The sequence below is a fragment of the Roseomonas aeriglobus genome, assembly GCA_016937575.1.
Classification (GTDB): Bacteria; Pseudomonadota; Alphaproteobacteria; order Sphingomonadales; family Sphingomonadaceae; genus Sphingomonas; species Sphingomonas aerigloba.
Genome location: JAFHKN010000004.1, coordinates 90,226 through 116,576, shown reverse-complemented (window position 1 = coordinate 116,576; position 26,351 = coordinate 90,226). Strand labels below are relative to the sequence as shown.

Below are 26,351 nucleotides of genomic sequence, written 5' to 3'. Positions count from 1 at the left end.
GGCCGAACTCCCCGGCAACCTGCGCGCCGGCAAGACGGTATCCCACCGGCCCTTTCACTGGCCGAACTGGACGCGGCGATCGGCGCCTGGATCATCTCGACCTATAATGCGCGTCCCCACCGTTCGATCGGGGCGGCACCATAGCCGCATGGCGGGGCGATGCTGGTTGCCCGGATGCCGGAGACGCTTGCCGAACTGGACATGCTGCTGGTCATGGTCGCCAAGCCCCGCACCGTTCACCGCGACGGCATCCGCTTCGAGGGATTGCGCTACTTCGATCCGACGCTGGCAGCCTACGTCGGCGAGCCGGTGACGATCCGCTACGACCCCCGCGACATGGGCGAAGTCCGCGTGTTCCATCGCAACGTGTTCCTGTGCCGGGCGATCGATGCGGATCATGCCGCGAACAGTGTCACCCTAAAGGACATCCAGGCGGCGCGGATCGCGCATCGGCGTCGCCTGCGGCAGGAGATCAGGGAGAAGCAATCGAGCGTTATAGACTATCTTCCAGCGATCCTGCGCACTCCGGCTCCGATCGCGAAACCGGCGCGATTGCCTGAATTGGCGCCGGTCTCCGCAGCGACTCCGGCGCCGCCACCAAGCCGGCCGAAGCTACGCACCTATTATGAGGGCGACTGATGACCGCCGGCAGTACGCGCGCGACCAGCTTCATCTCGACCCAAGAGCACCGCCGCTTCATCGAGTTCGCCGACGCCGTTCGGAAGCATCGCTACATCGGCCTGTGTCATGGCCCAGCGGGCGTCGGCAAAACGCTCTCGGCTGCCGGTATGCCCGATGGCACAAGGCTGCGCCCCTGCTCACCGTTTGGGGACCACGCGATCCATCCGACCTGGAAATCTATGCCCACCTCGCTCAGGCACGTGCGGTTTTCTAACACCTTCGGTCGCGGCAGCACGTTGCGCGAACTGCGGCAGGATCTGCCCCGGCTGCTCGACCGAGTGGACCATTGCATCGACGAACACGTCCGGCCTCAGAAAGTCGGACAGGTCCGTTATGTCAGTCGTCATACCCGCTACGTCGAAATGGTGATCGTCGATGAAGCCGAGCGCCTGTCGACGACGGCGCTGGAATACATGCGTGACGTGTTCGATCGGCAGGGGATCGGGCTCATCCTGATCGGGATGCCCGGTATCGAAAAGCGCATGGCGCGCTATCCCCAGCTCTTCAGCCGGTCGGCTTCGCCCACCAATATCGGCCGTTGCAGGATGCGGAGCTGACCTTCGTGCTGACCCGCCGCTGGCGCGACCTCGGCCTTGCCTCGACGACGCCGATTTCACCGACGCGCAGCGGTCGCGGCCATCGTTCGGATCACAGGTGGCAATTTCCGGCTACTGCACCGCCTGTTCGTGCAGATCGAGCGCGTGCTGAAGATCAACGGCCTCGCAACCATCAGCGAGGATGTCGTGGAAGCCGCCCGCAGCACCCTCGTCATCGGCGTCACCTAGTGCTGACATTCGTGACATTTACCGCTGAAAGCCACAACGTGTAGCAGGCGCACAGCACGTATCAAAACACTTTCTCGATTGGGTGGGCTCGTGATAGGCGCGGAAGTTGAGTTTTGAGAACGGTTCATGCTGATCGGTTACGCGCGGGTATCGACGCCCGAACAGGATTTGACGCCCCAGCTCGACGCACTGCGCGAGGCGGGCTGCGAGCGGTCCTTCACCGACAAGGCGAGCGGAGCCAAGGCCAACCGCGCCGGCCTGGCTGAAGCTCTGTCGCACGCCCGCGCCGGCGACGTGCTGGTGATCTGGAAGCTGGATCGGCTTGGCCGGACCTCCAAGGCCTAATCGATCTCGCGACGGAGCTGGAAGCCCGCAACATCGGCCTGCGCTCGATAACCGACGGGATCGACACATCGGGGGCCGCGGGCAAGTTCGTCTTCCGCATCCTCGCCGCGCTGGCGGAAATGGAACGCGATCTCATCCGCGAGCGCACGACGGCCGCCCTGATGGTAGCGAAGCGCCAGGGCAGGGTAGGCGGCCGAAAGACGGTGATGACGCCCAAGCGGATCACGGCGGCCCGCAAGCTGCTCGCGGGGGGAATGACGGTCCCGAAGTGGCGCCGGTGATCGGGGTCTCGGTCCCCACGCTCTACCGGCATTTTCCGGCGCCGGTGCAGGATGCGATCAGCGGAAGAGGATGAGTCGCTCTCGCGTCCGTAAGCCGTCGATCTGAGAACGGGCTTAGGTAATACGGTCCTTGGCGGACCACGCTGGAGCGGGACCACAAGAGCGCGAAGATGAACGATGTTCTGCTCGTTCTCGGTCAGCTGCTCGACGAATTCGATAGACGGTTGTAGCGTCGACCGCTCGACAGGTTGAATTAGTTGGCTAGGTGTTCCCTGCAAATTTTGGCTCATAGCGCTCACCGTGCGGCCCGCTCGCGCTCTGCCGAATAGCGCGAGGCGAGGTCGAGATGGATCGCCTTGACAGCAGCATCCGTTGCCGCAGCAGCCCTATCCAATTCTTCCTGCGCTCGGCGCGCGAAGAACATCTCGTCAGTCTCGTCTCTCAACTTTTTCTCCGTGAGATATAAATGGTGCAAAGAGGCAGTGGGCAGACTGGGTATCCCAAGATCTGCCTCTTACGCTTCGATGCATCAACGGCTCCGATCCTTGTCGCGTGACGCGGGCGCGGACGCCGGCGCCGTATGCCCGATCTCGCCGTCCAACATACCGCCCGCCTTGATCCATCCGCGACGAGCTGGCGCGTCGACTCGCCGATAGCCGCGATCATGCGCGCGCTCTCTCCCCGATCGCGGGCCGTCTTGATAGCGGCGTCAACGATCGCCTGGGCGGGCGCGAGGCGGGGATCGGCTTGGTTCTTCTCCGGCGTGCTCTTCAAGAACAGTTCGGCAAGGCGCTCCTGCCCCGGCGAGTGACCGGGAGGCAGGATCGGCCGCTCCAGCGACCGCACGGCGCGCTGGAGCGGCGCCGGCTGCTGGTTGTTGATCTGGACGCCGAGCGCCGCGCCGATCTCTCGCACGCGCTCCAACGGCGTCTGCTGGGGCGTTACGACGGCATCGACCTGACGGACGCCTAGATAGGTGAGAAGGTGCGATTGGTAGATCGGCCCCTTGACGTGGCGGACATAGGCGAGTTCGGTGCGCGCGTTGGCGATGGCGGGGGAGGGGCACCCTCCTTTATCAAACCGCGCAGCCGGTCGGCCGCCTGTTGGCGGGCGGCCGGCAGATAGCGTTCCAATTCCTCGCGCGCCTTGGTCAGCGTCACGCGATAGCGTTGCCCTCGGGCGGGGCGCGCTTGGGGAGCATGGCGATCCCGGCGGGGCGATCCGCGCCTCCGGCGCGGTCGCGCTTGATCGCCGCTGCGGAGAGGACCGCGGCCATGCCGCGATGATCGCCGGTCAGAAAACCGTGGCGGGAAGCCTCCATCCATCGGTCCTTGTCGATCGCGGCGATGCGGATCGGATGGCCGCTTCGCGGGCGAACTGGGGCGGCATGGTGGCGCATGGTGCGCCCGTTCCCTTCACGGAAGGGATGAATGGCGTTGATTTCGTTGATGTGGTTGCCGAGCCGATCGAAAAACTCTTCTCGGGGAAGCCCCCGGAAGCCGCTCTGCGCTCCTACCTCGGCAAACCGCTTGTCGAGTTCGCGCGCGAGGTAGGGACGGCTGCGAGCTCGATCCACCTTGGCGATGTTGACGGTGCGGTCCTGGCCCGCCCAATCGTAGAGGTCTTGGAACAGGTGCTTGTGAAGCGCCCGATAGCCGTCGGCCGTCGCTGGAAAGGGCAGGCGCGCGGCCTCCGCGCCGCGCGCCTGCGTCAGTCTCCGCTCGGCCTCGGTGAGCGTCTTGTCGCCAGTGATTCCAAGCCGGTTCCGAAGCGTCTCGGTGCCGGGATACGTGTAAGGATCGCTTGCCAAGGTCAGGCAGCGATCTGGCGTGTTCCGGGCTGATAGAGACTGAGGATGATCGAGGCATGAGCGAGGGCGGAACGCCCTCATCCAGCATCATCGCGAACATCGCGTCCTCGTCGATGGTCGGCGTCATGTCCTCGATGGCGAGGTTGGCGCGGGACTCCGCCACGTCCTCGCGCCAAAGAGCGATTTGTTCGGTATTGCCGCGCTCGAAGTCCATCTGGCGGATGCGCTCGCGCAGCGTCTCAAGTTCGATCTGGGCCATCGCGTCATCCTTTCTGCTCTAAACCCTACGCCTTCCAAGGCGATTCCTCAACAAATCACGTGTGGCTAGAGCCGGTCAGCGCGTCCTGATCCGCGCTCGCCGAACGCGGGTCGGAGGGGACGGGATCAATACTCGCCTGCCAGCATGATCGTTAGCACGCGCTTGGTCTGCTGCTCATCCCACGGCGCTTCGCTGTCATAGGTAAGCGTGTTGTCGTAGCAATCCACCTTCCAGAAAACCGTCTCGGCAATGGCCTTATGGTCGCTCGGCCGTTCCTGCGTCCACGCTCCGTCCCGAGCTGATAGACCGCACCGAAATCGTGTTCCCCATAAGGATGATTGTCGCCGTCGAACCGCGAGAAGCTGACGATTGCCGCCAGCGCCGCGAAGCGATCCGCGTCGGGAAGAGACTGAAACCCAAGTGTGACGTTGGCGATGGAGGCGGTGCCGGGCTGGCTCCGGGCCGTGTCGTTGAGGCAACGGATGGTGTCGAGGTGTTCGGGGCTATACATTGCTGATCCTTCCTTCTGGCATGGGCCGCAAGGCCGCTCGGCCTCACGGCCCTGCCTGTCCGGCGAGGACGGGATGGGGAGGGGGAGCGAGAATCTACCGCTGGCGCGGGCGAGCCGCCTAGCGCGGCCGGTGCCTCGGCGCCGGGTGCTGCGCTTGGCGGATTACACGGGCGGTCGATTGTCGTTCGGGAACGAAAGGGCGGCGCCCTTGGCGTTCCCTTGGCTGGCGCAGCTCGTCCGCGAGCCCGCGCCGGCTGTCGATGCTATCGCGCCTTAGGCGCGGCGATTTGCAGGACGTCGACGGTGAGCCCTTCGGGCAGCAGCACGTTACCGATCGTCTCAAGCTGGGAGCGGTGCAGCTTGTCGGTGGTCTTGATCTCGCGGAACAGAACGGCTCCCCATGCACGGCGGTAATATCCGGCCATCCTGCGCGATAGCAGTAGGAATCCCCTGCGGAACGAGCGGCGATGCTGGGGAGCTGGGGGCCGAGCGCCACATGTAGTTGCTCGATCAGCTCGCCGGTCACGCCGGGATAATATTCGTCGACGCCGGCGGCATAGATCGCCTCGAAGTTGCGCCGGACCTGCGCCGTGGTAGCGCGGCCGATCGCATCGTAGATGCTGTCGAGATGGGCAGCGTTGATGACGAGCTGCGCCTCCAGGAAGCGGGTCAGACTATCAGCCGCACCAAGCGTGTTCAGCTCCATCAGCCGTTCCAGGCAAGCGGCCTTCATCAAGAGAAGCATCGGCCCACCTTCGCAGGTGGTGCACGTCCACCCGCGGCGGTTCTAGTGAGCTAGATCCGCAGCGCGATTTTCAGGATGGCGCGCGGGCTGGGTATTGGATGTTAAGCCGGGGAGGCGTATATAGGTCCTGCTGTTTCGTGATTGTCGATTGCGGAACCTACCTGAGCCCGTCGAGCTGCTACTCGGCGGGCTCAAACTTTTCCGGCCATCCTGAAAGGAAAAGGGACGAGAGCCCTGCTAGGCCCCCGCCCCCCGTCAGGCTACTTGTCGCGGCCCAACTTTACGATCGCGACCACGAGCGAAAAGCCCGCGATCACGACCATTGCTGTCTCATAAATCGTCAATGTGCGTCACCTCCTTCGACCGGCGAGATTGCGGGGGAGCTGCTACATCCTTCCGCTGCCGATCGAGGACAGTGTAGCCGATCCTCGCACGCGCTGTCGGTAATTCCGGCGCGCACCCGTTCACGTTGTCGTGAAGTCGCCTCGGCGCCGCCCGTCCCTTTTGGGCGGGCGGCGCCCGCGGGCCTGAAAGGGCAGCGGGCGCGACGGCCATGCGGGGCATGGCTGTCGCGCCGGCGATGGGGCTGCTGCTGGGCGGGTCGGTCGAGGGGAAGGGGGGCGATTATCACCGCCCCCCGCATCCGTTCACGCCAGTTCGTCGGCCTCCATGTCCTCGCCATCGAAGGCATCGGCTTCCGGATCATTCCGCTCGTCGCGCTCGGACTGTCGTCGCTGGTCAGCGAGCACCTTTCGATCGAAGCAACCATACTGGAAGATCTCCGGAGCAAGGCGCTGGCGTCCCCGTGGCAGCAAGCATTCGAAGACTGCCTTCCTGCCCTGGAAATCCTGAAGGCCGACTGGAGGACGTTTCTGGGCGAGTGGAACGGCGAGGCCATTGTTGCCGACCTTGCGCAGTTTCGTGCCGAAGCCGAAACGATCCTTCCCCGCCTGCGCGAGCGTGTTCAGCGCGAGACGGAAGCCCTGTACGCCACGGCGCTTCAATCCGACGTTATCGCTCTACGCTAGCCACCTCAGGCGGTGGCACGAGCCTCCTCTCCGGCTTGATCGTGAGCGATGCGCAGACATTGCTCGACCGCCTGCCCGAAGCTCGCGACATAATCGTCCGCTCCGATCAGAAGCTGGATCTCGCGGTCGGTCAGGGCTTTTTCCCCCTCGGGCCAGAGCCCGACGAGTATGCGTGCGGCAGGCGCGGCGCGCCGGAGGCGCCGGATCAACAATCTTAGATGGGTCGGATTGCCGCCGATCTCGAGGTACGAGAGGCAGATGAGGCGCGAGCCTGACAGGTCGAGCTTAGCCACCGCGTCGCGCGCCACGGCCGCATTGCGGACACGCCGCACGCCGAATTGACGCTTCTGAAGGAGCTGCTCGAGCATCGCCGTCACCGCATCGTCGAGAATGCCCCTGCCGGCGATACAGCTGATCGTGCCGTCCGCACGCCACGTCTCGGGCGCGTTCGGAAGGACGACCGGCGCTGTCTCGGGAATGCGTGCGATCGTCGAGGATGCGACGGGGTTGAGTGGCTTGTCGCGATCGATGACGATGTTGCTCGCCGATGTCTCGTCCTGTCCATCCAGCTCGTGCACCACATCGATCATCGCAGCGACGATCCGGGTGGCCGCTTGATGGTCGACGAGACCGCGTCGGGCATCCTCGGCCGCCAGTTTGAGGCCGCCAAGGGCGACCTCATCGTAATAGGCGGTCAGCGATCGCTCCTTCAGGAGCGTTTCAGCCTGTTCGATAGCCTCGTCAGGATCGCCAGCGACCATACGCTGATAGAAGCTCTCCACGGGGGTCAGCGCCGGCCTGTCTCCCAAGAGGACGTCGATGAATTCGAGACTCGGCACGTGTCGTCCAAGTACGACGAGACACAGGGTCAGCGGCATCGACAGGACAAGTCCGACCGGCCCCCAGATCCAGGTCCAGAACACCGCCGCAACGATTACCGACAGCGGCGAAAGGCCGGTGGAATGCCCGTATAGCAGCGGTTCGATCCCGTAGCCGATGATCGGCTCGCTGATGACGAACAAAGCGGCGACCATGATCACCATCGACCAACCTGGATCGATGCCTGCTGCCAGGGCCAGCGGGAGCGCTGCGGCCAGCAATGAGCCGATATAGGGGACGAAGCGCAGAATGCCGGCAAGGATCCCCCATAGCGCCGGAACCGGCAGGCCGATCCACCACAGGCCGAGACCCACGACGATGCCGAAGCTCGCGTTCACGGCGAGCTGGGAAAGAAAATAGCGGCCAAGACGACTGGCCGCATCGTCCATCGCAACCGTCGTGCGATGGAGATCGGACGACCCGAACAATCGGATCAGCCGGTCGCGCAGATCCTCCTTCTGCATCAGAATGAAGATTGCGACGACCAGGACGATGACGAACGTCTCGAACGGCGCCAGCACGGGCTTCAGGACGCCGAGGGCCGTATCCAGTACCGATGGCTCGTTTTCCAGAACCCTGACCGGAACGGCGGCCCTGGTGCCCGGAGTCAGGGTTGGAGCGGCGGGGGTGGCGCGGGCAGGCGTTTTTGTCAGGAATGCCATTTTCTCGGCGGCATAGACCTTCACGCCATCAATCTTCGCTTCGATCGTCTGAGCATATTTCGGGGCGTCAGCCGAGAGCGACGCCGCCTGGAACCCGACCAAAGTTCCGAGTCCGCCGATCATTCCCAAGGCGGCAATGACCGTCGTGAGCACCGCGAGAGCCTTGGGCAATCTAAGCCGCCGGAGGAGGCTCACGATCGGCGACAGTACGAAGGACAACAGAATCGCGAGTGTGATCGGGATCAGTACATCCTTGGCGAAGAACAGTCCGGCGACGACGACCACCGCGACCGCCAGACCGAGCAAGCCTTCGACACCCTGCGCGTTGGCCGCCGCGATGCGGGCGCTGCCTGTTTCGGGTTGATCGCCAGAAAGTCTGATGATCTCTCGATCTTCCGTCATGCGACCACCTCAGGGAACGTGCCGAGCAAGGCATCATGCAATTCCCGTGCGATCAGCGGCTTTCGCAGGACCTTGTGGCTGATGTGATGCGCTTCCGGCAGAAGGTCCGGATTGGCGGTAAGATAGACAACTCGCGTGTCGCACCGTCGGTGCAGCTCGTCGGCGATGAGAGGACCGGTGAAGCCGTCGGCGAGGTTGAGATCGATGACCGCAACATCTGGTGCGAAGGTGATCGCCGCCCGGGCACTTTCGATACTATCGACCAGCTTGATCGCGTCGATGCCGACGTCGTGTGCGATGTTCTCGATATAAGCGGCGATGGCCGGAATATCTTCGGCGATCAGCAAACGGTGCATCGGCATTCCCCTGTCAACGTCCGAACAGGTTCAACCGCCAACCGTTCCAGCCTTATGCATTTTTCCGGGCATAACGGGAGCCAATGGTCATTCGGGTCGTTTAGGTTCGGTCAACATAGGAGGCATCTGATGGGCGAGTTCGTGGACAAGGTGAAGGGCGCGATCAACGACATGGTCGGTGATGCCAAGCAGGAAGTCGGCACTCGCACCGACAATCCCGACATGGCGGCAGATGGCGCCGCGCAGCAGGCGACGGGTAAGGGGCAGAAGCTCAAGGGCAGCATAAAGGGTGCGCTCGGCGACAAGATCTAACCCGGCGCGGACAACCGGATCGTAGCAGAGAAGGGGGTGCCTTTGATGGGCGCCCCCTTTGCCTGTTGAGCAATCATATTGGCATCGCACCGCGCACGCCTGGCTGCGTGACGACAAAGGGGCTTAGAGCATGGCATCAGAACGCAAATCGCAGCAGCAAGGCTACGCAGGCGGCGAAACCCATCAGACCACTGACGAAGATCATCGGGTGCTGACGACCAATCACGGCACGCCGATCGCCGATAACCAGAACCAGCTAAAGGCCGGTGCGCGTGGTCCCGTTCTTCTCGAAGACGAGATTTTTCGCGAAAAGATCAACCACTTCGACCATGAGCGCATCCCCGAGCGTATCGTTCATGCGCGCGGGTCTGCCGCGCACGGCTATTTCGAGTGTACAGAAAGCCTCGCCGACATCACCTGCGCCGACCTGTTCCAGAAGAAGGGACAGCGGACCGAGGTGTTCACCCGCTTCTCGACCGTCGCGGGCGGTGCCGGTTCAATCGACACGCCCCGTGACGTGCGTGGTTTCGCGGTCAAATTCTATACCCGTGAGGGCAACTGGGACCTGGTCGGCAACAACATCCCGGTGTTCTTCATTCAGGACGCGATCAAGTTCCCCGATCTCGTGCACGCCGCCAAGATGGAGGCCGATCGCGGATATCCGCAGGCGGCGACCGCGCACGATACCTTCTGGGATTTCATCAGCCTGATGCCCGAGTCCACCCACATGATCATGTGGGCGATGTCGGACCGCACGCTGCCTCGCACCTTCGCCAACATGGAAGGGTTCGGCGTCCACACCTTCCGCTTCATCAACAAGGAAGGGAAGAGCACCTTCGTCAAATTCCACTGGAAGCCGAAGGCTGGCCTCGCCTCGACGATCTGGGACGAGACGGTGAAGATTGCCGGCGCCGATCCCGACTTCCAGCGCCGCAACCTGTTCGAGAGCATCGACCGCGGCGACTTCCCGACCTGGGAGTTGGGCGTACAGCTGTTCGACGAGGATTTCGCGAACAGCCAGCCCTATGACGTGCTCGACGCGACCAAGATCATCCCCGAGGAGGTGCTACCGGTCCGCATCGTCGGCAAAATGGTGCTCGACCGCTATCCCGACAATTTTTTCGCCGAGACCGAACAGGCGGCGTTCGTGCCGAGCCATGTCGTCCCCGGCATCGGCTTCTCCAACGACCCGCTGCTGCAGGGCCGGCTGTTCAGCTATACCGACACCCAGTTGTCGCGACTGGGCTCGGTCAATTTCCACCAGCTCCCGATCAACTCGGCCAAGGGCCGAGCCGAGGCGGCGGGCTGCCCGTTCCTGAACCAGCAGCGCGACGGCCACATGCAGATGGCGATCCCCAAGGGACGCGCCAATTACGAGCCGAACAGCCTTGCCAAGGCCGGCGAGGAAGCCGGTGCGCGCGAGGACCCCAACAAGGGTTATAAGACCTTCCCTTCGGAGGAGCAGGGCGAGAAGCTGCGCATCCGCCCGGAGAGCTTCGCCGACCACTACAGCCAGGCGCGCCTCTTCTTCCGGTCGATGGACCCGGCCGAGCAGGCGCATATCGCGTCCGCCCTGGTGTTCGAGCTGTCGAAGGTCAGCCTGGAGCATATCCGCATCGCGGTGATGGCCAACCTGCGTAACGTCGATGAGGACCTGGCGCAGCGCGTTGCTGACGGCCTTGCGATGGACCTGCCGAAGGCGTCACCGACCGCCGCGCCGGTGCTCGACATGGATCCGTCGCCGGCACTCCGCATCATCCGCGGGCCATTGGAAAAGCACACGCTGGAGGGCCGCACGGTCGGTATCCTGATTGCCGACGGCACCGATGCCGATGATCTGAATTCGGTGAAGGACGCCGTGAAGGCCGCCGGCGGCACGCCGCTGACGATCGCGCCCAAGGTCGGCAAGGTGCCGCTGTCCGATGGGACCGCGATCGCTGCGGACGCACAGTTGTTCGGTCAGCCTTCGGTCACAGTCGATGCCTGCGCCGTCACCCTGTCGAAGGAGGCCTGTGCCAAATTGGTAAAAGAAGGCGCGGCCGTGCAGTGGGTCATGGACGCCTTCGGTCACCTCAAGGCCATCGGGTTCAACGATGAAGCCAAGCCGTTGCTCGACAAGGCAGGTGTCGAACTCGACGACGGCGTGACCGACCTCGCCATGTTCGTCGAGGCGGCGAAGAAGCGCTACTGGGACCGGGAGCCGTCTGTCCGGACGCTTGCGTAACCATTCTCCAACGGTGCGCCCGGCCTCGTGGCCGGGCGAACATCAGTAAGGACAGACAATGGCTAATCTACTCGGCGCGCTGATCGGCGCCGCCATTGATCGCGGTGACGGCGATAGCGGGATCAAGGGAGCGATCATCGGCACCATCGCCGAAACAGCAATCCGCGGCATCGCACCGTTGGTTGCGACCTACGCGCTTGGCTGGGGCGTGCAGTATGCGATCCGGAAAGGATGGCACTTGGTCGCGGGCGCCGATCCCATCGAGCCTGGCAGCGGCGCTTTGCGCCGGTGATATCGAGGGTAATCGCTCCGTAAGAAGCTGAGGGAGCGGTTCGTATCGACAAGGACGAGCCATGCTGACGGATTGCGTGATTATCGGCGGCGGACCGGCAGGATTGACCGCAGCCATTTATCTTGCCCGTTTCCATCGTCAGGTGGTGGTCGTCGACGAGCGCAAAAGCCGGGCAAGTTGGATCCCCAGATCGCGTAACCACCCGGGTTTCCCCGACGGCATCGGCGGCGACGAGTTGCTTGATCGCATGCGGGAGCAGGCCGAACGCTATGGCGCGGCGATATACTACGAACAAGCAACAGCCCTGCAGCGGGATGGCGACACGTTTCGTGTGTCGACGGCTGATCGCGTGTTGGAGGCGCGCACGGTGTTGCTCGCCACCGGCGTGGTCAATCGCAGCCCCGAGATCGACCCGGAAACGCACCGACAGGCTTTGGTAAGCGGGAAGTTGCGATACTGCCCCATCTGCGACGGGTTCGAGGCGACCGGATCACGTATCGCCGTCATCGGTGGCGACGAGCATGGAGTGTCAATCGGCGTCCAAAAAGGACCCCCTATCGGCGTGCAAAAGGGACCCCCTTCGTCGAGCAGCGTGACGGGTATGACGGGCGCTTTGTTCGCGCTGGTTGCGGCGTAGGGCGGGCGTAGCCCGACCGGAGGCGCAACCAGCGCGAAGCGTTCTCTGCCGGTGGTCCTGGGCGTCAACTGCGGTGCTTGAAGCGCCAGCTGTCATTGCCCGTTTCGACGATGTCGCAATGGTGGGTAATGCGGTCGAGCAGCGCGGTGGTCATCTTGGGGTCGCCAAAGACGGTCGGCCACTCGCCAAAGGCGAGGTTCGTCGTGACGATGACCGAGGTCTGCTCGTAGAGCTTGCTGACGAGGTGGAAGAGCAGTTGGCCGCCCGAGCGGGCGAACGGCAGGTAGCCAAGCTCGTCGAGCACCACCAGATCGAGCCGGGAGAGCTGGGCTGCCAGCGTGCCGGCCTTGCCAAGACGCGTTTCCTCCTCAAGCCGGTTCACCAGGTCCACCGTGTTGAAGTAGCGCCCCCGGGCGCCGGCCCGTACCACATTGGTGGTGATGGCGGTGGCGAGGTGCGTCTTGCCTGTGCCCGTCCCACCGACAAGCACGACGTTGCGCCGGCCCGGAAGAAACGAGCCGCTGTATAGCGAGCGCACCAGTCCCTCGTTGATGGGGGTGTCATCGAAGACGAAGGCGTCGAGGTCCTTCACCGCGGGCAACCTGGCGGCCGACATCCGGTAACGGACCGACGCTGCATGGCGGTGCGTCGCCTCGGCACGCAGCAGGTCGGTCAGGACCTCCATGGTCGTGCGCTTGCGCTGGAGACCGGTGGTGACCGCCTCGTCGAAGGCGCCAGCCATGCCCTTCAGCCCCAACTCGGTCATGGCCGTCATCATCTCATGCCGCTGCATGGAGACCTCGCAGGCTGTCATAGCGGTTGCAGTCGGCGCGGGGCGGATGGCGCAGCGCCAGGTCCTCGGGGGTGACAATGGTTAGCGGTCGTGGCGGTTCTCGCCTGCGGGCCAGGATGTTGACGATGACGTCGTCGCTGGCGGTGCCGGCCAGCAATGCTTCGCGCACGGCCGCTTCCACCGCCTCGAGCCCGTCATCGAGCACTGTCGCCAGCACCCGCACGAACCGCCGGTCGGCGTCGTCGCCGGCGCCGAGCTTGCGCCGCAGCCGTGACAGCGCAGGCGGCAACTCCCAGCCCTGGAACGGTGCGCCGTTGCGCAGGGCGCCCGGCTTGGTCGCCAACACCGGCAGATAATGCCACGGGTCGTAGATGGTCCGGTCCCGGCCAAAGAACCGGGGATGGTCGGCGACGACTTCACCGTCGCAGCGCACGAGGATGCGGTCGGCATAGGCACGGACCTGCACAACGCGCCGAACCGTCCGGGCAGAAACGGAGTAGCGGTTGCGGTCGAAGCTGATGAGGCAAGTGCCGCTTACCGCGTGCTCGCTCTCGTGGAAGCCGTCGAAGGGCGCGACAACAGGCTGGAGCACCGCCCGTTCGGCTGCCCATGCCTGGGCGACCGTCAGTTCCTTCCGCTCGGGATGCCGGTGCATGTCGGCCCAGCGCCGACACTCGGCCTCCAGCCAACCGTTCAGCTCCTCGAGGCTGGTAAATCGCAGGCGTGGCTGGAAGAAGCGGCCGCGCGCGGTCTGCACCTGGTTCTCGACCTGACCCTTCTCCCAGCCCGACGCCGGTGAGCAGGCGGTCGGCTCGACCATGTAATGGTTGGCCATGACCAGGAAGCGCCGGTTGAAGACCCGCTCCTTGCCCGTGAACACGCTCGTCACCGCCGTCTTCATGTTGTCGTAGATGCCGCGCGTCGGCACGCCTCCGAAGAAGGCGAATGCCCGCGCATGCGCGTCGAACAGCATCTCCTGTGTCTCGCGGGGATAGGCGCGCACATACATCACCCGTGATGCGCACAGCCGCACATGCGCGACCTTTACACGCATCGGCTTGCCCGAGATCTCGACGTCCTCATGGCTCCAGTCGAACTGATACGCCTCGCCCGGCCGGAACAGCAGCGGGATGAACGCCGGCGCATCCATCACATCGCGACGCCGCGCCTGCCGCCAGCGAGCCGCATAACGCCGCACCGCGTCGTACGAGCCGTCGAACCCCTCGCGTAGCAGCAGGTCGTGGATGCGCGTGAGGCGCAGCTTCTCGCGCCGCGGTCGTGCCTCGTCTTCCTCCAGCAACGCATCCAGTCGCGCCTGAAACGGCCCCAGCTTCGGCAGCGGCTGCACCTCCCGCCGGTAGCCCATGTCCGCCTCCGGCGCCCGGATCGCCTTGCGCACCACCTTGCGCGACAGGTGCAAGTCCCGCGCTATCGCCTTGATGGCCTTCCCCGACGCGTGCTCGCGCCGGATCCTCAACACCGTCTCCAATACCAGCATCCCGATCTCGCCGCCTGACACACGCCAAGCGAACAGCCTAGACCACCGGGATGAGGGGTCCCTTTTCGACGCCGATCACCCCGCTACCGGGGTCCCTTTTCCACGCCGATCCACAAGCATGGAGTGGCCGAAGCACTGTTCCTTAGGACATATTCCGAGGACATCACGTTGGTGGCGAACGAGACCGCCGAACTTGACGACAACGATCGCGGCGCGCTGGATAAGGCCGGGGTCACACTTGTTGCTGCCCCACTCGCTTCGATCGATTTCGGCTCGGGCGACGAGGTTTCGATCACTCTCGAAAAAGGTGCCGGCACCATCGTAGTGGATACCGTCTATCCGGCGCTCGGTTCTGACATCAACACCGAACTGGCGGTCGCGGTCGGCGTTGCGTTAAGTGACTGTCGGTGCATCGCTGTAGACGACGATCAGCTGACCAACATCACGGGTTGTTACGCTGCCGGTGATGTCGTTGCCGGCCTCGACCAGATCAGCGTTGCAACCGGGCACGGTGCTAAGGCAGCAACCGCCATTCATAATGCTCTGCGGACGATCGACGGCGAGACGGCGAAGCAACTGTCGACGTGAAACGCATTTTTAGAAAGACGTACCCCAAGCGCCTTCGTCCGCATATCGCCGATCCGTCACCGGGACGTCAGCCCTCGCATTCACTACTCGGAGGCTGCGTGAACAGCTTCGATATCTCGCCACGGATGAGCGTATAGCATTCGCAGGACTCTTCCCTGAGCAATTCGGGATTGATGACCGAAATCTTTCCGCGCTTGTATTCTATCGCGCCGATCGCAAGAAACTCTCGAGCCACGATATTGACGGCGTTACGCTTCACCCCCAGCATTTCGGCCAAAAACTCCTGCTTTAGCGGCAGTCTGTCGGTTTCGGTCCGATCGTGAGTGGTCAGGATCCAACGCGCAAGCCGCTGCCGAACGGTATGGAGCGCGTTGCAGGCGACCGATTGCAACGACATCCGGATCATGACCTCGCGCCAGCGCGTGACCGCGGAACAGAATTCGACGCTTTCATCGACCAGGTCTTCGAAGTCCTCGGCTTTGACCCGGTAACCGCTGCCGGGCAGCTGCACCACGTAGCGATTGAAAGCATCGTCCACATAGCCGCTTGCACTGAGGGCAGCGGCGCCCTCGCGGCCGATCGTCATCCCTTCTGCGGTCCGACCATCGCTCATGACCGCGACCAGCGATATCATGCCGGTCAAAGGCAAAAAGACGTGGGTCAGCGGTTGGCCCGGCTCGTACAGCACTTGTCCTGCGACAAGAAGGACGGGTTCAAGGCAGCTGTCCATACGAGCGCGCTCGTCGGGCGGCACCCGATCAAGAAGGTGATTGCTGCTGGACTGAGCGGCGCCGTTCTCGCGATCTTCCCGGTCGTCAGGCAATGCAAAACTCCTTCATATGTCGAGGCTCAACGCTCGGCTCTACACCTCGATCAATCGCGGCAAAAGAAACGCATCCGGTGGGAACACGGATGCTGAACAGCCGTTAAGACCGGTTGAATACATAGCAGGGTGTCGATGCATGATTGAGACGAGGCGAAGCAGGCTAGCCGGAATGGCGCTGCTCGTTGTCGCCTCGGCGTTGACCGCGTCGTGTGCCAGCCCGTCCGCGCGGATCGCCCAGGGACTGGGCCGCTACGGACTGAGCGAAGGGCCGGCGCGATGCATGGGTGATCGACTGCAGTCTAACCTGTCGCTGGGCCAGCTCCGGCAGCTAGGCCGTGTCGCGCAGAGCGTGCAGCAGACGCGGGGTCAAAGGCTAACGGCGAGCGATCTTATTCGGGCTGGCACCCGTATCGATGACGTGAAGATACCCTTGGAAGTGACGAAGGCGGCTGCGTCGTGCGGTGCGTTGAGCGAAGCGGTCGGGGTTCAGGGAGGTTGATATGAACGATGTCCAATATGCGGGAGGAACCGTCATCAACGGGACCCGCGATTTCACCAACCAGGCCTGGCTTTATGCGCAGGAGTGGGGGCCTCGCATCATCGGCGCCCTGGTTATCCTCCTGATCGGATGGCTGGTTGCTCGCGCGGTCAAGTGGGGAGTGGCAAACCTCCTCAACAAGACACCGCTCGCCCGGCGGGCAAATCAGCCCAACCATCCGCCGCGCGACAAGTCTACCATCGGCGCACAGGTCGGCGATGCGGCTTTCTGGGTCGTGCTACTGGTCGCGTTCTTTCTCGCTGCACAACCGCTCGGCCTTGCCAGCGCGACAGGCCCTCTGGCGGACATGCTGAACGGCTTCGGCAATGCGGTCCCCCGGATTATCGGTGCCGGCCTGATCCTCTTCCTCGGTTACATTCTCGCCAGCGTAGCGAAGAAGGCCGTCGAGGCGGTAATCACCGCGAGCCATGTGGAGCGCTTGTCGGCGCACGTGGGCAGCACGCCCCCGACCGACCCCAGCGCGCTGCCGCGGGCGGTGGGTAGCGTCGTCTTCGCTCTGATCATCATCCCCGTGGCGATTGCCGCCCTGGACACGCTCAACATCGCGGCGATTTCGCAGCCAGCGACTGCCATGCTGCGGATCATCCTTGATGCGATCCCGCATGTGATCGCGGCAGGCATTATTATCACGCTTGCTTACTACATCGGCAAATTTGCCTCGCAGCTCATTACCTCGTTCCTGGGCTCGACCGGCGTCGACAAGGCAATTGAGTCCCTCGGCCTGTTCCCGCAGTCGGGAGCCGCTGATCCGATTTCCGGGACCGATCGACCTTCGCCTGCGACGACGGCCGCGTCGCTAACGCCGTCGAAGCTGATCGGGTCAGGTGTCTTCATCGCGATCGTCATTTTCGGTCTGATGGAGGCATTCCGCCAGCTCAACTTTGCCTATGGTTCGCGGATCATGGCCGAAGTGCTGACACTCTTCGGCCAGGTGGTATTCGGCGCGATTATCATCGCCGCGGCCGTCGCGATCGCACGCCTGATCTCGACTACGATCAAAGCGACCGGGGGTGCCGGAGCAGAGTTCACCGCGTCGCTTACCAAGGTCGCCATCATCGTCCTGGGAACGGCGATTGGATTGCGGTTCATGGGTCTTGCCGATGACATCATCAACCTCGCTTTTGGTCTGATCCTCGGCGCTATAGCGGTGGCATTTGCCCTCGCGTTCGGCCTTGGCGGGCGTGAGCAGGCGGGCCAGGTCGTGCAGCGACTGCTTGGCAAGGCCGAAGAGGAGGCCAACAAACCGGCATCGGCTGAGACCCCGACGGTCACCCCGACATCGCTAGGGGCTACTCGTGACGTGGATACGCAGGCATGACGCGGCGGCTCGGTAGCCTGGTATTGGTTGCGAGCCTGCTGCTCGCGGGCTGTGATGGGCCGCGGGAGAACGCCGGCGAACAGGCGGACGCCAACGCGGGCGTCGTGTCGAGCGAGGACACGCTGGCGAGCGGTCCGGCCGAGACGGCCGGCGAGGCACAGGATCGTGCCGCCGAAAGCGCCAATGCGGCGATCGAGGCGCGTGCCGATGCTGCAGAGGACCGTGCGGACGCCTTGCGCAGTACGGCCGACGAGAAGGCCGACGCTCTTGAAGAGCAGGCCAGGCAGGTTCGACGCGATGCCGAGCAGAAGGCCGATGTAGCCGAAGACAGGGCCGACGCCATTCGCGGCAAGTAGGGTTCGTGGGCTGACATGCCCGCGGCTGTACCCAAAGGCCCGCAGAGGTCGCGCGTAGCAACTTTGGGCGGGGCCTTGGTGCGGTTGCGTGCCCGGGCCCCTTCTTTTCGCACCACTTACCTACGGATCGATGGCTGCACGATTATGGAAAACCCGGAGGGTCTTGAGCCTGCAACTGTCGAGGAAGAGCTGGGCTATTACGTCGAGCGTGCACAGGCCGAGAGGCAGGCCGCTGAGGTAAGCGACGGCGTCGAAGCGGCGATTGCCCACCGACGACTTGCCGCAGCCTACGAAACGAAAGCGTGCGCTCTGCGACCGCAAGCCGCGCATACCCTTGATCCGCACAAGGAATAATCGTGCATCGTGTAATCGACATTACCGTTCCCTCGGACCGTTCCGACCAATTGATAGCCGCGCTCGACACGATCGAGGACGTGGTCGGCCTGACATTGCACCGCAGCGCATCCGTCAAGCCCAGGGGAGACGTCGTCACCGTCCATGCACTCAATCGTGCAACCGATCAGGTTATGTCCGCGGCGGCGAGTGCCTTACAAGCCTTCCCATACACCATCGTGACCGCGGAAGTGGCCAGCATCAGCGATCCCGAACATCAGAAGCGGATCGACGCCGACGTCGATGAGGCGGTGTGGGAGGAACTCGAAACCGGGCTGCGGCATCAAGGCCGCCTTACCGCCAATTTCCTGCTGCTGATGGCGCTGGGCGGCATTATCGGCGCGGCTGGAGCGTTTACCGAACCCGCGATCGCGGCGGTTGCATATGTCGCGTCTGCGATCATTGCCCCTGGATTCGAGCCGCTGGCGAAGTTGCCACTGGGCGTCGTCCTGAAGAGGGGCGAGGTGATCCGCGCCGGTGCGCTGGCGACGATCGTCGGCTATGCCGTTCTGGCGGCGGCCGCTGGAGCGACCTGGCTGGTCCTGTCCAGAGTAGCCGGTGTCGAGGCGTCGGCGTTTCTCGACGGCGACGTCCTCAAACACACGATCCATCCCTCGCCCGAGCTCTTGACAATCGCATTGGCCGGCGCGTTCGCCGGGGTGCTCATCCAGGCCTCCTACCGAAGGAGCGTTATCGCCGGTGCACTGGTTGCCATGCGACTGATCGAGGCGGCATCCGTAGCAGGGATATCACTTGCGATGGGGCGTCTTGATCTGGCGGCGGCCAGCGGGACCCGGTTGGCCGTCGATGCAGGCTTCGTCCTTGCCGCAGGTGTGCTCGTCTTTGGCCTGAAGCAGCTCATGGTCCACCGCCGCGCGCCGCTGCATTGACACTCTCACCTGTTACGTCCGCGCTTGTTCCGGTCGACCGAAAGAACATATGCATGAAAGATCATTCCGCCTCCGCAACGCACGAAAACCGGGTCTGCATCGTCGGCTGCGGACGCGTCGGCATGGCCAGCGCCTACGCCTTGATCCAGAGCAGCTTCATCCGTGAAATCGTGCTGGTCGGCCGCGACCGCGAGAAAACGGAGGGCGAGGTGATGGATCTCGAGCACGCCGTCGCAGTCCCGATGAAATCCCCGATCAACGTGATCAACGGCAGCTATGCGGACGCCGCTGCGAGCTCGATCGTCGTCATCGCGGCCGGGCAGGCGACAGGGGGCAGCGACACATCGCGGCTCGACCTTCTCGATGCCAATGCCCCGATAGTCCGCGAGATTGTTGGCAAGCTGAGGGATGAAGGGTTCGACGGGGTGCTCGTCATGGCATCGAACCCCGTGGACCTTCTGGTCCAGGTCGCTCTCGAGGAATCCGGGCTTCCGGCCGGGCGGGTAATCGGAACGGGGACGCTGGTCGATACCGCCCGCCTGCGCGGGATGCTCGCCGAGGCCTTCGATATCGAACCGCGCGGGGTCGATGCCTACATCATCGGCGAGCATGGCGATTCTGAAGTCGCCGTCTGGAGCGGCGCCCGCATCGCCGGCGTGCCGCTAAACCGATGCGCTCCCCAAGAACCGCAGGATTATGCGCGGATGCTCGAGCGCGTTCGTCGCGCCGCACCCGAGGTGGTCCGGCGCAAAGGCCATACCGAATATGCGATTGGCCTGTGCGTCCAGCGGATCTGCGAGGCCGTGTTGCGCAACGAGCATGCGGTGCTCGCGGTCTCTACCGTTCTCGGCGGGGAATACGGGTTGACCGGGGTGTGCCTCGGCACGCCATGTGTTGTGGGAAAGAACGGGATCGAGCGGATCATCCAGCTTGACCTCGATGATGGAGAGCTTGCCGCACTCCATCGCTCGGCCGAGACGCTGCAGCGCCTGCATCCCCGCATGTCAGCAGATGCGGCATGACGATCGGCAACGATCGGGCGGGCGCAGGAGCGCGGTCGCCGTTCGCGATTCCCAAAGAAGGGTGGCTGGCGGTGCTGCGGCGAACCTGGGAGGAGACGGGCAAAGACAATATCGGGCTGATCGCCGCAGGGATCGCTTTCTACGCGTTCGCGGCGATCGTCCCGTTGCTCGGGGCGGTTGTCCTCAGCTACGGCCTCTTTGCCGAACCGGAAACGGTTCGCAGCAACGTAGAGCATGTGTTCGCCGCCGTCCCGCGCGAGGCAGCGACCATCATCACCGAGCAGTTGGTCACGGTGGTCGAAACCTCGAAGGGCAAGCAGGGCCTGGGCCTCATTATCGCGATCGCACTGGCCTTTTACGGCGCGACCAAGGGTGCGTCAGCGATCGTGACGGCACTGAATGTCGCCTATGGCGAGACCGAACGCCGCGGCTTCGTTCGCGTCAACCTTTTGTATTTTGCGCTCGTCGCCGGTGGCGTCTTCCTGATCTTCCTCGCGATCGCATCCACGACCCTGCTGGGCTTTCTCGAAAGCCTCGTACCACAAGCGTCGGACTTCTTGCTGACGCTGATCCGGGTCGCAGGCTACGCGCTGTTGGGCGCGCTCGTCGTGACGGCCGCAGCGATCCTGTACCGGTTCGGACCCGACCGACGCCGACCTTCCTGGGTCTGGTTGTCGCCAGGCTCGGTTGCCGCCACGGCGTTGTGGCTGGGGGGAACCGCCGGGTTCGGTCTCTATGTTTCGAACTTCGGCAATTACGGCGCGACCTACGGCTCGTTGAGCGCCGTGATTGTGATGCTCACATGGCTGTGGCTCTCCGCATTTGTCTTCCTGCTCGGCGCCGAGATGAACGCCGAACTCGAACGCCAAGTGGAAGGCGAGGGAGCCGTGCCGCAAAAAGCGACGTCGCCTGTTTCCGACGATCAGGGGGATGGTCAGAGCGCCGATACAGGGCAGGTATCCACGCTTGATAGACCGGATGCAACCGCGGGCTCGTCCCTGGGTCTTGCATGGGCTGAAGGGGCACTCTGCGCCGCCGGGCTTCTCTTGCTGGGAAGGGGTAGGCCGGCTCGGGCGTCGATAGCGCTCATAGGAGCAGGCGTCGCCTACAAGATCGGCCGCGGAGCCCCCACTGATCGGCGTCATCCCGGCGCAAAAGTCTCGGCACATGTATCGTCGAACGATTCCGAGCGTTCGCATAGTTCACCAAAGAAGGAGATCCCAATGGCAGACCGTGACAACGACATCAGCGTGCTGAACAGCCTCATCGCCACCACGCTCGATAGCGTCGATGGCTACACCGAAGCCGCCGGTGACATCGAAAATCCTCGTTATGGCAGTGTTTTCTCGGATCGCGCGCGGGAGCGTCGTGAGGTCGTAAGTGACCTGCAGGCAGAGGTCCGGCGCCTCGGCGGCGACCCTGAAGACGACGGGACCGTGCTTGCCGGTGCTCACCGCATGTTCCTCGACCTGAAGGCGAAGGTGACGGGTCAGGACGACAAGGCGATCATCGACGAGGTCGAGCGCGGCGAAGATCACATCAAGGCGAAGTTCGATGATGCTCTGTCGGACGAGGATCTTTCGCCGGAGGTCCGGGCGGCGGTTCTGAAGGCCAACCAGTCTGTCCAGGCGGGCCATGACCAGATGCGTGACCTGAAGCACAGCCTGGAACGCTAAGATCCTTGCCCAAGCATCAGCGTCGATCGCTGATCGCTTCCCTGTCAGCCCGGTCCGCTCATGCGCGACCGGGCTTTTTTTGTGTCTGCCGCCGTGTTGCCCGGGAACCCATTTGTCCCTCCGCGCCGAGCCACGTCAGGTTCTTTTCCAGCGATCTGGAACTCCCTGAAACACTCCTTGTTATGCATTCTGCCGTGCATAGGCATCTGCGCTGCGAACAGGGATCGCCAGGAATGGATACAGGGATAGCAGGGCCGCGGCCGATGATTGCGCGTGTCGGGGAGATGCGAGCATGACGGAGGTCGTTGCCCATCCCCCGCGCTCACGGATGTCTAAGCGCATGACGGCTGAAGCCTTCGGCACGTTCTGGCTTGTCCTTGGTGGCTGCGGCACCGCGGTCCTCGCGACGGGGGAGGGCGGTGTTGGTGTGCTGGGAGTCGCGTTGGCCTTCGGCTTGACGGTGTTCACGATGGCTTTCGCGGTCGGCGCGATCTCGGGTGGCCATTTCAATCCTGCGGTGACCGTCGGCCTAACCGCGGCAGGACGATTTCCGGCGCGGGAAATCCCTGCCTATGTTGCGGCCCAACTCGCGGGCGCAATCCTCGCATCCGTTCTTCTGCTGGTCATCGCTAGGAGCATGCCGGGCTTCGAACTTGGCGGCTTCGCAACGAACGGCTTTGGGGCAGCATCCCCCAAAGGCTACCCGCTTATGACCGCACTGCTGGTCGAGACCGTACTGACCGCAGCATTTCTGATGGTTATTCTCGGGGCGACGGACGAGCGCTCGCCCGCCGCGTTCGCGCCCTTGACGATCGGTCTGGCGCTCACACTGATCCACCTTCTTTCGATCCCGGTCACCAACACCTCGGTGAACCCGGCACGCAGCACCGGACCTGCTCTGATGGTGGGAGGAACCGCACTTGCCCAGCTCTGGGCGTTCTGGGTCGCCCCGCTCGTCGGCGCGGTCCTCGCGGGCCTGGTCGGCCGCTGGCTGTTCTCGCATGCGGATGACGTGCGGTCGCCGGGCCCGATCTCGGTCTCGAAGCTCGATCGACTTGTCGACCCTGTAACCACGCCGACCGCCAGCAACGACGGCACCAAGATCTAACCTCGAAAGGACAATGTCATGGCCACTCTTCCACCCGATCCTTACGCTCCCGATCCGATCCACAACCCCCATGGCTCGCCTCAACCCGATGATCGGCCGGATGCTCTGCCGGGACCGGAAAATCCCGATGCGCCGTCGATCGATGATCCCGGCTTTCCGGGCGTGCAACCGGTAGAGGAGCCCGGCGCTCCTGGCGACGCGCCGAGCGATAGCCCGACCCAGACTCAGGCCTGAGCCTCTTCGCTACAAAGCTGGATAGAACCACGGAAGGAACGATCGAATGGCCGTCAAATTCGCTGGCACCATGAACGCGATCAATCGCGGACTAGAAGACACGAAGCCCACGAAGGGCGTGGATATGATCGAAGACTGGGAAGCGGCATTGGCGGATGTCGACGTGCCGGGTGCGAAAGGCATCTTGCGCGATCTTACATCGCTTCGAAAGCAGCTTGAAAAGCCCGAACCGGATGCCGAGCGGGTCCATTCGCTTCTCCACCGACTGGGCACCGCAACGGCCAAGATCGCCGACAAGGCCGATAAATCGCAGGACAAGTTGAAGGCGCTTGGTGAGGCGCTGACGGAGGCAGGGGTGGACAGCCCCGATGAAGAAGAGGACGCTGAGGCCGCCGCTGCGCCCAAGCGCGCGCCCAAGAAGAAGTAATCCAGGCGGCGGGACGATCGTCCCGCCGCTTTTTGATCCACTTGCAGGTTGAGGAACGAAGAGATGGCGAAGGCGGATAAGGGCGTGAAGCGTACGGAACGGGTCGAAGGTGACGGTACGTCACTGAACACCAGCGTAGAGAGTGATGCGCGCGATCAGGTCGCTGAGGCGCTGACGAAGGCGACTGCGGATAGTTACACGCTGTACGCCAAGACGCTCGGAGTCCACTGGAATGTCCAGGGCCCGAGCTTCTACGGGCTGCACAACATGACCGAGGCACAGTATCAGGAGCTGCACGAGGCCGCCGACGCGATCGCCGAACGTATCAGGGCCCTGGGCAAGCTTGCTCCGACTGGCAACGCCGCCTTTCGCGAACTGACGGTGATCGACAATGATGCACCGCACAAGCCGACCCGCGAAATGATCGCGGAGCTCGTCGACGATAACGAGAAGGTCGCGCGGCGGATGAGCGAATTCGCTGAGCTGGCGGACGAAGCCGGCGACCTGTTCAGTCATGACATGCTGGTGGCGCGGATCGGCGTCCATGAGCAGAATGCGTGGATGCTACGCGCCAGCCTTTCCGAATAACGTAGCGTTCGGCGTGGCGGGAGGTCCGCGACGACTTCCCGCTACCAGCTCAGGTTTACCGCGCAAGCTATGTCACACGATCCCAATGTCGATCCAGCTGGCGCCACTGATTTAGGCGCTACTGATAGCCCATCCGCAACCGGGATCCCGGCAGGAGATGCTTTACCAGACGGATCGTTCACGCTCACCGGTCATCATCAACGACGCCATTGGCGGGAGAGCACGATCATCGATGATGACTTGGCCGACCGAGGCGGGGTGTTCTTCGCGGCGGTCGAGATGACGCGCATGCCGATGCTCCTCACCAACCCTCGTCTGACCGACAATCCGATCGTGTTCGCGAACAAGGCTTTTCTGGACCTTACCGGTTACGAGGAAGCAGAAGTTCTGGGTCGCAACTGCCGCTTCCTGCAGGGGCCGCATACCGATCGTGAGCACGTCGACCAATTGCGCGACGCCGTGTCAGCCGGTCAACCGGTCAGCCTGGAGATACTCAACTACAGGCGCGATGGGACCTCGTTCTGGAACGCCGTGTTCGTGGGGCCGGTGACCAGCACCAGCGGCGAGCTTCTGTATTTCTTCGCCAGCCAACTCGACGTTTCGCGGCGCCGCGAGGCGCAAGAAGGTCATCGCCAGGCGCAAAAAATGGAGGCCGTGGGCCAGCTTACTGCAGGCCTCGCGCATGATTTCAACAACCTTCTTCAGGTGGTGGCCGGCAACCAGGAAATGGTGTTGCGGGAGCTTGAGGAACCCAAGCTCCGGCGACGACTGGAGAACGCTCAGGTTGCCACAGACAAGGCGAGCCGTCTCACGCGTCAGCTGCTCGCCTTTGCGCGCAAGACCCGCCTCGATCCGAAACCCGTCGACCTTAGTCAGGCAGTAATGGGCTTTTCGGATCTGCTCCATGCCAGTGCCGGGGCGACCGTCGACATCCAGTTGAACCTCAGGAGTCGCTTGCCCGCCTGTCTGATCGATGTTGCTCACCTCGAAACGGCGCTTCTCAACATCGTCGTCAACGCGCGTGACGCTATGCCCCGCGGTGGCACGATCACCATCTCTACGGGCAAGTTGCACCTCAACGGCGATGCTGCTGCGCGTGAACTCCCCTCCGGCGATTATGTCACGCTGTCCGTATCGGATGAGGGGGAAGGCATGAGTCCTGCACTTGCCGCGCGTGCGATTGAACCATTCTTTACCACCAAGGAAGTCGGACGCGGAACTGGATTGGGATTGCCGCAGGTTCATGGTTTTCTTCAGCAATCGCGCGGCCGACTCGAGATTGAAAGCACGGTAGGCCGGGGGACCATTGTCCGGATGATCCTTCCGATCGATCGCGAGGCGGCAGGAGCCGATGGGCGAACGCCCGCTACGCCGGTAGTCGCAGCGGTCGGGGTTTCGCCAGAAGCCCGAGGGCAAGGAGAGATAATCCTCGTCGTAGAGGACTCGGAGGATGTCCGAACGCTCGCGCGCGATCACCTTATTGAACTAGGATATCAGATTGTTACGGCGGTGGACGGCGATGATGCGCTGAACACGCTGGAGCGGATGAGCTTCAAGATCGATCTGCTTTTTACCGACCTTATCATGCCGGGTTCGATCAACGGTCTGGCGCTGGCCGACGAGGTACGGCGTCGCGCTCCCGCTGTCCCGGTGCTCCTCACAACAGGATATAACGAAGAACTCGCCCGCGAGGGGGGCCCCGGCGCGTCCGGTGCCGACGTCCTCGGCAAACCATATCGGCGTGCCGAGCTGGCGGACAGGATACGCGCAGCTATCGATGCTCCGGCAACCGGCGGTCCACGGCGTAGGCCGTCCGATTTCGGGGCTGCAGAGGCTTGAACATCTACAATTCCAGTTCAATCACGG

The 26,351-nt window shown here is 63.4% G+C and carries 29 protein-coding genes and 2 pseudogenes; 22 read left to right on the top strand and 9 right to left on the bottom strand.

Annotation, left to right across the window (positions count from 1 at the left end; all coding sequences use genetic code 11):
• The 4 genes and pseudogenes from JW805_19180 to JW805_19165 all read left to right on the top strand — a co-directional run bounded on the left by JW805_19180 (window position 1) and on the right by JW805_19165 (window position 3,064).
• Window positions 1-504 (top strand): annotated as a pseudogene (locus tag JW805_19180) (Mu transposase C-terminal domain-containing protein).
• A gap of 134 nt (window positions 505-638) precedes the next feature.
• Window positions 639-1,238 (top strand): ATP-binding protein, encoded by a 600-nt coding sequence (locus JW805_19175; GenBank protein MBN2974125.1) that lies wholly within the window; start codon window positions 639-641, stop codon window positions 1,236-1,238.
• Window positions 1,239-1,592: 354 nt separating this feature from the next.
• Window positions 1,593-2,166: pseudogene (locus JW805_19170) on the top strand (recombinase family protein).
• Window positions 2,167-2,839: 673 nt separating this feature from the next.
• The gene (locus JW805_19165; protein MBN2974124.1) at window positions 2,840-3,064 is read left to right on the top strand and encodes a hypothetical protein; all 225 of its coding nucleotides are present in this window, start codon (window positions 2,840-2,842) and stop codon (window positions 3,062-3,064) included.
• 184 nt (window positions 3,065-3,248) lie between these two features.
• Here JW805_19165 and JW805_19160 read toward each other — a convergent pair whose 3' ends face one another.
• The 3 genes from JW805_19160 to JW805_19150 all read right to left on the bottom strand — a co-directional run bounded on the left by JW805_19160 (window position 3,249) and on the right by JW805_19150 (window position 5,097).
• Window positions 3,249-3,902, bottom strand: coding sequence for a Fic family protein (locus JW805_19160; protein MBN2974123.1), 654 nt, complete (start codon window positions 3,900-3,902; stop codon window positions 3,249-3,251).
• Between the two features lie 410 nt (window positions 3,903-4,312).
• Window positions 4,313-4,672: a DUF3768 domain-containing protein gene (locus JW805_19155; protein ID MBN2974122.1), complete on the bottom strand. Its 360-nt coding sequence runs from the start codon at window positions 4,670-4,672 to the stop codon at window positions 4,313-4,315.
• A 263-nt stretch (window positions 4,673-4,935) separates the two neighbouring features.
• Window positions 4,936-5,097 carry a hypothetical protein gene (locus JW805_19150; protein MBN2974121.1) on the bottom strand — a complete coding sequence of 54 codons (162 nt, stop codon included), beginning with the start codon at window positions 5,095-5,097 and terminating at the stop codon, window positions 4,936-4,938.
• A gap of 77 nt (window positions 5,098-5,174) precedes the next feature.
• On the opposite strand from JW805_19150, the gene JW805_19145 reads away from it, so the two are divergent.
• The gene (locus JW805_19145; protein ID MBN2974120.1) at window positions 5,175-5,471 is read left to right on the top strand and encodes a hypothetical protein; all 297 of its coding nucleotides are present in this window, start codon (window positions 5,175-5,177) and stop codon (window positions 5,469-5,471) included.
• Window positions 5,472-6,064: 593 nt separating this feature from the next.
• On the opposite strand, the gene JW805_19140 is transcribed toward JW805_19145, so the two are convergent.
• Genes JW805_19140 through JW805_19130 form a run of 3 tightly spaced genes read right to left on the bottom strand, consistent with a single transcriptional unit; the run spans window position 6,065 to window position 8,735 of the window.
• Window positions 6,065-6,421, bottom strand: coding sequence for a hypothetical protein (locus JW805_19140; GenBank protein MBN2974119.1), 357 nt, complete (start codon window positions 6,419-6,421; stop codon window positions 6,065-6,067).
• Window positions 6,422-6,450: 29 nt separating this feature from the next.
• Window positions 6,451-8,388, bottom strand: a complete 1,938-nt coding sequence (locus tag JW805_19135) for an AI-2E family transporter (protein MBN2974118.1) — start codon at window positions 8,386-8,388, stop codon at window positions 6,451-6,453.
• The gene (locus JW805_19130; GenBank protein ID MBN2974117.1) at window positions 8,385-8,735 is read right to left on the bottom strand and encodes a response regulator; all 351 of its coding nucleotides are present in this window, start codon (window positions 8,733-8,735) and stop codon (window positions 8,385-8,387) included. The genes JW805_19135 and JW805_19130 overlap by 4 nt, the downstream gene beginning before the upstream one ends.
• Before the next feature lie 138 nt (window positions 8,736-8,873).
• On the opposite strand from JW805_19130, the gene JW805_19125 reads away from it, so the two are divergent.
• The 4 genes from JW805_19125 to JW805_19110 all read left to right on the top strand — a co-directional run bounded on the left by JW805_19125 (window position 8,874) and on the right by JW805_19110 (window position 12,209).
• Window positions 8,874-9,056 carry a CsbD family protein gene (locus JW805_19125; GenBank protein ID MBN2974116.1) on the top strand — a complete coding sequence of 61 codons (183 nt, stop codon included), beginning with the start codon at window positions 8,874-8,876 and terminating at the stop codon, window positions 9,054-9,056.
• 130 nt (window positions 9,057-9,186) lie between these two features.
• Entirely contained in the window at window positions 9,187-11,280 is a 2,094-nt protein-coding gene (locus JW805_19120) for a catalase (protein MBN2974115.1), read from the top strand.
• A 58-nt stretch (window positions 11,281-11,338) separates the two neighbouring features.
• Window positions 11,339-11,572: a hypothetical protein gene (locus JW805_19115; GenBank protein ID MBN2974114.1), complete on the top strand. Its 234-nt coding sequence runs from the start codon at window positions 11,339-11,341 to the stop codon at window positions 11,570-11,572.
• 61 nt (window positions 11,573-11,633) lie between these two features.
• Window positions 11,634-12,209, top strand: coding sequence for an NAD(P)/FAD-dependent oxidoreductase (locus JW805_19110; GenBank protein ID MBN2974113.1), 576 nt, complete (start codon window positions 11,634-11,636; stop codon window positions 12,207-12,209).
• A gap of 64 nt (window positions 12,210-12,273) precedes the next feature.
• Here JW805_19110 and istB read toward each other — a convergent pair whose 3' ends face one another.
• Both istB and istA read right to left on the bottom strand, forming a co-directional pair.
• A complete protein-coding gene (gene istB, locus JW805_19105; protein MBN2974112.1) occupies window positions 12,274-13,002 on the bottom strand; it encodes an IS21-like element helper ATPase IstB in 729 nt (242 codons plus the stop codon).
• Window positions 12,989-14,500: an IS21 family transposase gene (gene istA, locus JW805_19100; protein ID MBN2974111.1), complete on the bottom strand. Its 1,512-nt coding sequence runs from the start codon at window positions 14,498-14,500 to the stop codon at window positions 12,989-12,991. The genes istB and istA overlap by 14 nt, the downstream gene beginning before the upstream one ends.
• 123 nt (window positions 14,501-14,623) lie before the next feature.
• On the opposite strand from istA, the gene JW805_19095 reads away from it, so the two are divergent.
• Window positions 14,624-15,088 (top strand): NAD(P)/FAD-dependent oxidoreductase, encoded by a 465-nt coding sequence (locus tag JW805_19095; protein MBN2974110.1) that lies wholly within the window; start codon window positions 14,624-14,626, stop codon window positions 15,086-15,088.
• Window positions 15,089-15,155: 67 nt separating this feature from the next.
• Here JW805_19095 and JW805_19090 read toward each other — a convergent pair whose 3' ends face one another.
• A complete protein-coding gene (locus tag JW805_19090; protein MBN2974109.1) occupies window positions 15,156-15,911 on the bottom strand; it encodes a Crp/Fnr family transcriptional regulator in 756 nt (251 codons plus the stop codon).
• Between the two features lie 172 nt (window positions 15,912-16,083).
• On the opposite strand from JW805_19090, the gene JW805_19085 reads away from it, so the two are divergent.
• The 12 genes from JW805_19085 to JW805_19030 all read left to right on the top strand — a co-directional run bounded on the left by JW805_19085 (window position 16,084) and on the right by JW805_19030 (window position 26,324).
• The gene (locus JW805_19085; GenBank protein ID MBN2974108.1) at window positions 16,084-16,413 is read left to right on the top strand and encodes a hypothetical protein; all 330 of its coding nucleotides are present in this window, start codon (window positions 16,084-16,086) and stop codon (window positions 16,411-16,413) included.
• Window position 16,414: 1 nt separating this feature from the next.
• Window positions 16,415-17,791 (top strand): mechanosensitive ion channel, encoded by a 1,377-nt coding sequence (locus JW805_19080; protein MBN2974107.1) that lies wholly within the window; start codon window positions 16,415-16,417, stop codon window positions 17,789-17,791.
• Window positions 17,788-18,147 (top strand): hypothetical protein, encoded by a 360-nt coding sequence (locus JW805_19075; GenBank protein ID MBN2974106.1) that lies wholly within the window; start codon window positions 17,788-17,790, stop codon window positions 18,145-18,147. The genes JW805_19080 and JW805_19075 overlap by 4 nt, the downstream gene beginning before the upstream one ends.
• 78 nt (window positions 18,148-18,225) lie before the next feature.
• The gene (locus tag JW805_19070; GenBank protein ID MBN2974105.1) at window positions 18,226-18,501 is read left to right on the top strand and encodes a hypothetical protein; all 276 of its coding nucleotides are present in this window, start codon (window positions 18,226-18,228) and stop codon (window positions 18,499-18,501) included.
• A gap of 2 nt (window positions 18,502-18,503) precedes the next feature.
• The gene (locus tag JW805_19065; protein MBN2974104.1) at window positions 18,504-19,430 is read left to right on the top strand and encodes a DUF389 domain-containing protein; all 927 of its coding nucleotides are present in this window, start codon (window positions 18,504-18,506) and stop codon (window positions 19,428-19,430) included.
• A 53-nt stretch (window positions 19,431-19,483) separates the two neighbouring features.
• A complete protein-coding gene (locus tag JW805_19060) occupies window positions 19,484-20,452 on the top strand; it encodes an L-lactate dehydrogenase (GenBank protein ID MBN2974103.1) in 969 nt (322 codons plus the stop codon).
• Window positions 20,449-22,128: a PA2169 family four-helix-bundle protein gene (locus tag JW805_19055; GenBank protein ID MBN2974102.1), complete on the top strand. Its 1,680-nt coding sequence runs from the start codon at window positions 20,449-20,451 to the stop codon at window positions 22,126-22,128. The genes JW805_19060 and JW805_19055 overlap by 4 nt, the downstream gene beginning before the upstream one ends.
• Before the next feature lie 328 nt (window positions 22,129-22,456).
• On the top strand, window positions 22,457-23,236 hold the full coding sequence (aqpZ, locus tag JW805_19050; GenBank protein MBN2974101.1) for an aquaporin Z: 780 nt from the start codon (window positions 22,457-22,459) through the stop codon (window positions 23,234-23,236).
• 18 nt (window positions 23,237-23,254) lie between these two features.
• A complete protein-coding gene (locus JW805_19045) occupies window positions 23,255-23,470 on the top strand; it encodes a hypothetical protein (GenBank protein MBN2974100.1) in 216 nt (71 codons plus the stop codon).
• 46 nt (window positions 23,471-23,516) lie between these two features.
• The gene (locus tag JW805_19040) at window positions 23,517-23,897 is read left to right on the top strand and encodes a hypothetical protein (GenBank protein ID MBN2974099.1); all 381 of its coding nucleotides are present in this window, start codon (window positions 23,517-23,519) and stop codon (window positions 23,895-23,897) included.
• A gap of 63 nt (window positions 23,898-23,960) precedes the next feature.
• Entirely contained in the window at window positions 23,961-24,485 is a 525-nt protein-coding gene (locus JW805_19035; protein ID MBN2974098.1) for a DNA starvation/stationary phase protection protein, read from the top strand.
• Between the two features lie 69 nt (window positions 24,486-24,554).
• Window positions 24,555-26,324: a PAS domain-containing protein gene (locus JW805_19030; protein ID MBN2974097.1), complete on the top strand. Its 1,770-nt coding sequence runs from the start codon at window positions 24,555-24,557 to the stop codon at window positions 26,322-26,324.
• Window positions 26,325-26,351 lie beyond the last annotated feature (27 nt).